This is a genomic window from Bacillus sp. LR_5, assembly GCF_042709275.1.
Window position 1 is genome coordinate 1 of record NZ_JAVAXX010000390.1, and the last position, 4710, is coordinate 4710.

A 4710-nucleotide genomic window follows, 5' to 3' on the forward strand; every position below is an offset into this window, starting at 1 on the left:
GTGAAAAGGCTCTGATAATTTTAGGGTAAGACTTATCACATTTAGAATGCTTCCAACTGATAGGATAGCTAATAGAATCGGTAGATTTTTCAGCAAGTGATCACACTCCAAACTTTGTTCAATAGTAATGTATCATACTTTTTTCCTTATTATCCATTATTTATAAAAGGGGATTCAGGTGAAAAAGCGCGGTGTCTGCTGTAAACAAACGATTACTGACTAATGAATAACCATAATGTCAATGAGTCGCTTGATTTTTTCATTGTCACCTGGATCAACGTACACTTTTTTTATATTTTTAATGATATTCTCAGTCACTTCCCGCATCACGCCTTGATCGAGATCCTCAGCGGAATCCCAGCGTAAAGGGACATTGTATACATGAATCGTGCCATCTCCATTTCCATGATAAGTGACTGATCCATCCACTAATCGAGAACCTGCTAACTGGATCACATCTTCTGGATAGCTCGCACTTGTATCATCATTAGGATTAATCAGTTCGCCAGCAGAAATGTGTCGAACATTCAATTCATCTATCTCTTGATTGGATCCAAGCTGGAGCCAAACTCGGGCATATTCGATTTTTTCAGAAGAGTATGCCGCCAATACATTGCCTTCTTTACCTTCCTCTTCGTTTTTTACTTCTTTTGATGAAGTTTCATTTGATTCATCCGCTGCGGTTTCTTTTGAAGGATGTTCATTTGAAGCCTTTGTTACGGATTCTTCTGATTCTGTTGTTGGCTCCGATTCATCTTTGTCTATTTTGGTGCTATCTTCAGTCCCATTATGATTTTCATCAGATTGTGCAGCAGCATCATGATTTGAAGATTGTTTTGATACTTCGTTCTTACTGCCCGTACATCCAACAAGCAATAAGGCGAGAAGCAACAGGGCAACATTACTATAAAATACCTTTCTAAGTTTCTTCATTCTTTCATTCCTCTCCATCAATATATAAAAGTTTATGTATCTAAATATTACCATGTAATAGATATGATCGTTTTGAAATTTGTTTAAAAAGAGGAAACGATTTTTAGATCAATCCTAGGGCCCGGCTGTTAGCTTGCCAAAACTTAAGAATTCCTAAGAACTTTTGCCCCTTTTTCTTCAGGTTTTGAATGTAAAGTAGGATTAAAAATGCAAAACAAATGGAGAGATTAGATATGAAACGTCTGTTATTCTTTCGGCATCCAACAATCCCAAGGGTATAACTGCCCTTGGGGTTATTTTCTTATGCAGAAAGATGCCCGGCGGCATTCATTATAAAGGCAACCGAACTGCGTCCTAAACGTTCTTTAATTGAGGTAAGCCTTTAAATAATAAACGATCATAAAACATGTTTTTGATTACCAATCAATTCGTTCTCTGTCTCTGAAGAATTCCCCGTTAGGTCCATCTGGCCCAGTCGTCGCTAACCAAAGGATAGACTCGGCAGCTTCCTTAGGCGTTCTCGGAGCAGATGGCCCACCCATATCTGTACTTACCCATCCCGGATCGACCGCGTTTATTTTGATATCGCCCTTGATTTCTGCAGCGGCCAATCGTGTCAATCCATTTAGTGCAAGTTTGGATAACTTATAAGCCCCGACTCCTTGGTCAGACATTTCGCTCACAGCTCCATATTCTGAAGAAACATTAATAATTCTCCCGTAGCCCTGTTTTTCCATGAGAGGAATAAAGGACCGCATGACATGATAAGCGCCGAAGAAATTAATTGCCATCGTTTTCTCTAGGATGGAAGGGTCCATATACAATAATTTTTCATTCTTATCTAAATACACACCTGCATTATTGATTAATACATCTAATCTTCCATATTGCTCATTTACTGTAATCACAGCTTGCCGGATGCTTTCTTGATCTTCTACATCAATCAGCACAAATGAAACATCAAGACCTGAAGCCCTAAGTTTTTGTGCCGCTTCAGGACCTAACACTGGATCTCGGCTTGCCAGAATGACCTTAAACCCATTCACACCTAATTGCTTGGCCAGTTCATATCCAATTCCGCGATTTCCGCCGGTGACAAGTACAACTTGTTTGTCCTGTGACATATATAAATCCCCCATTCTTGCTTGTGATCATTTTTTGGTTTCTCTGTTTCTGGTTGAAGCATAACCAGAAGAAAAATGAAATCGTGATCTGGAAAGCTGTTTTGTCGAACGATAAAAGCTTTCTTAGCCAACATTATGACCATCGATCATTGTGTGTCTGGTTTTGATATGAAGAACCGTCTGCGGCTGTACCAAAAACAAAACAGACGCTGGGCTATATTTGATATGATGGCATGAATTGAACATTGATTACTGTATATAATCGTTTTTTATTAAATGCTCTTTCATTTTTTGAATAGCCTTCGCTTCGTCGGCTCCATGAGCGTATATATATATTTCGGTTCCGGGTTTAATTCCTAAATCCATAATGTCCATGATGGATTTTGGTGCTTGTTTGAGGTTGACAGTTTTCCCTTGATGTTCGAGAAAAATATCAGATGTAAACCGATGAGCCAAACTGACTAATAGGGTAGCTGGTCTTGCAAATCCTGTTTCATTAATGATCGTAAATTGTCTTTTAATCATTCTTCACCTCATAAGATATTTTTGATGCAAATCTGCTTCTTGACGGATTTATCGTTGGGTTGCGGGTCAAATTTGAATTTAGATAAGCGGACTCATTCCATCATTTTCTCTGTATTTTGACATAACGCCCTTTCTTTGTGTTTACAAAATAATACTCTTGTCACTAAAATGGACATTGACTTCATCCAAAAAAACATGATTCATTAATCAACATTTGTTTATTATTGTAAATAGAAACATGGTGGGTACAATGGTTAAATTCAAGCGATTTGTTGATTATTCAACATTCCACTCTAAATTGTTGATTATCTTAAGAAAGTTAGGTGAAAAGCTATGTCCAAAGTGGATAGAAGAATAACCAAAAGCCAAGAGGCTATTAAAAGGGCTCTGATTGAGCTGATGACTGAAAAAAGTTTTGATCATATTACGATCAAGGAAATTTCCGACAGGGCAAATGTGAACCGGGGAACTATCTATCTTCATTACTTAGATAAATTTGATCTATTAGAAAAGATTATGGAAGAGCATATCAACAATATGGGGAATTTTTGTGAATCGGCAACTGAAATGGACTGGATTGAATCGACCGTACACTGCATGGAATACCTTGAGAGTAATTATTTATTCTTTTCCACGATGTTAGCCAGTGAAGGAGCTCGATATTTTCGCAGTCAGTTCCTTAAGTTTAATATCGAAGAGTTCAAGAAAGATGTCGATATAACGAAAGGAAAAAATCATGGCCAAAGTGAAGATGTCATTGTTGAATTTGTTGCAAATGCTTACGTAGGAGTAGTGGAATGGTGGTTAAAAAACGAAATGCCTTATCCGCCGCATGTCATGGCAGAAAAAGTGGGAGAATTGTTAGAGAGGATTGTATAATGGCAATAGATGGTGGGGCATTAATGCCACGAAGAATGATTACGAGCAAGAGTTGCGCTTTTACGATCTCAACGGGAATACAGATGAAAAAAAGACCAAGCCATTGCTTGATCCAGTTGATATATTTCTCTCACTAGCGAAGGAATGCCAAGCTGATGATGAAGAATATCGTGCACATCTTATATGATCTTTGTTCAATGGTTTTACTCTTCAATACGCAATAAAATCATAAGAGAAAATGCAACGAATTTCCCAATTTGCAGGGACATCAGTAAATCGAGTTTCTTGATGCTTGGCTTCAAGTATAAAATAAACAGCTACAAGGCAGTCCCTACAGCCATATTCGCTTAAATTAGCATTTTGAAATCTTGGAAAGCATCATAGTTTTTCTTCTCAGATCTCTCCTTAAAGCAGTAACATTTAAAATGAATATGATTCGCCATCATCAGGCACTAACACATGAGAGGAGATTGTTTTTTCATGAATAAAGGATTTTAATTCTTCTCTTGATAATCCCCAATGGTTGACAGCTTCCATGTGGCTCACGATGATTTTTGCTTTTGGAGCAGCCTTATACGTTTCATAGATATCTTCTTTACCCATGATGAGAGAACCACCTTCATAGAATTGATTATCTCCGCCGTTCACTACAATGATTTCTGGCTGATGTGTATCAATCTCTTCTTGAACCGCATCATACCAGACTGTATCTCCGGCTACATATAACGTTTTTTCACTTTGGTGCTTGAACACAACGCCGCATACAAGTCCTGCAAGTTTCAAAATTTCTCCTCTTCCGTGTTCGCCTTTGGTTTTGATTAATTGAATGCCTTCAAAGACTGTATCCTTTGTTAAAACTTCGACGTTTTTGAATCCGGCATTTCGTATTTCTTTTGCATCGTCTTCATTTTGGGAGAACAACTTGATATCTTTTGGCAATAACTCTTTAGCTGCCTCATCCCAATGATCATCATGTAAATGAGTTACAATGACAGCATCAATATGGTGAATAATATTGTCGACAGAAGTTGGCAATTCAACCAAAGGGTTGTTTTGATCCTGTCTTGGCGCATTTGGGAATGGAGGGTAAGCACCTTTCTCAGCTAACATTGGATCTATTAAAAACGTTTTGCCTGCATATTCGACAACAAGTGTAGCATTACGAATTTGTTGAATGTTCATGTGTAAAACTCCTTTTCTCTAATATGTGTATAGTTTACATACAGCCGCTGAATAAATACATGGAACT

The 4710-nt window shown here is 37.8% G+C and carries 5 protein-coding genes; 1 reads left to right on the top strand and 4 read right to left on the bottom strand.

All coding sequences use genetic code 11. The annotated features are described in order from the left end of the window. Positions 1-219 precede the first annotated feature (219 nt). The 3 genes from RAC86_RS35480 to RAC86_RS35490 all read right to left on the bottom strand — a co-directional run bounded on the left by RAC86_RS35480 (position 220) and on the right by RAC86_RS35490 (position 2582). The gene (locus RAC86_RS35480) at positions 220-933 is read right to left on the bottom strand and encodes a hypothetical protein (protein WP_072565790.1); all 714 of its coding nucleotides are present in this window, start codon (positions 931-933) and stop codon (positions 220-222) included. Positions 934-1349: 416 nt separating this feature from the next. Next, positions 1350-2057 (bottom strand): SDR family oxidoreductase, encoded by a 708-nt coding sequence (locus tag RAC86_RS35485; protein WP_072565791.1) that lies wholly within the window; start codon positions 2055-2057, stop codon positions 1350-1352. Positions 2058-2306: 249 nt separating this feature from the next. Further along, complete coding sequence (locus RAC86_RS35490; protein ID WP_014112777.1) at positions 2307-2582, bottom strand: HPr family phosphocarrier protein; 276 nt, start codon at positions 2580-2582, stop codon at positions 2307-2309. A 333-nt stretch (positions 2583-2915) separates the two neighbouring features. On the opposite strand from RAC86_RS35490, the gene RAC86_RS35495 reads away from it, so the two are divergent. Then, the gene (locus RAC86_RS35495) at positions 2916-3461 is read left to right on the top strand and encodes a TetR/AcrR family transcriptional regulator (protein ID WP_061186266.1); all 546 of its coding nucleotides are present in this window, start codon (positions 2916-2918) and stop codon (positions 3459-3461) included. A gap of 420 nt (positions 3462-3881) precedes the next feature. On the opposite strand, the gene RAC86_RS35500 is transcribed toward RAC86_RS35495, so the two are convergent. Then, a complete protein-coding gene (locus RAC86_RS35500) occupies positions 3882-4643 on the bottom strand; it encodes an MBL fold metallo-hydrolase (protein ID WP_072565792.1) in 762 nt (253 codons plus the stop codon). Positions 4644-4710: the final 67 nt, after the last annotated feature.

Coding starts and splice junctions, on each gene's coding strand:
- RAC86_RS35480 (WP_072565790.1), bottom strand. CDS start 933: ATGAAGAAACTTAGAAAGGTATTTTATAGTAATGTTGCCCTGTTGCTT.
- RAC86_RS35485 (WP_072565791.1), bottom strand. CDS start 2,057: ATGTCACAGGACAAACAAGTTGTACTTGTCACCGGCGGAAATCGCGGA.
- RAC86_RS35490 (WP_014112777.1), bottom strand. CDS start 2,582: ATGATTAAAAGACAATTTACGATCATTAATGAAACAGGATTTGCAAGA.
- RAC86_RS35495 (WP_061186266.1), top strand. CDS start 2,916: ATGTCCAAAGTGGATAGAAGAATAACCAAAAGCCAAGAGGCTATTAAA.
- RAC86_RS35500 (WP_072565792.1), bottom strand. CDS start 4,643: ATGAACATTCAACAAATTCGTAATGCTACACTTGTTGTCGAATATGCA.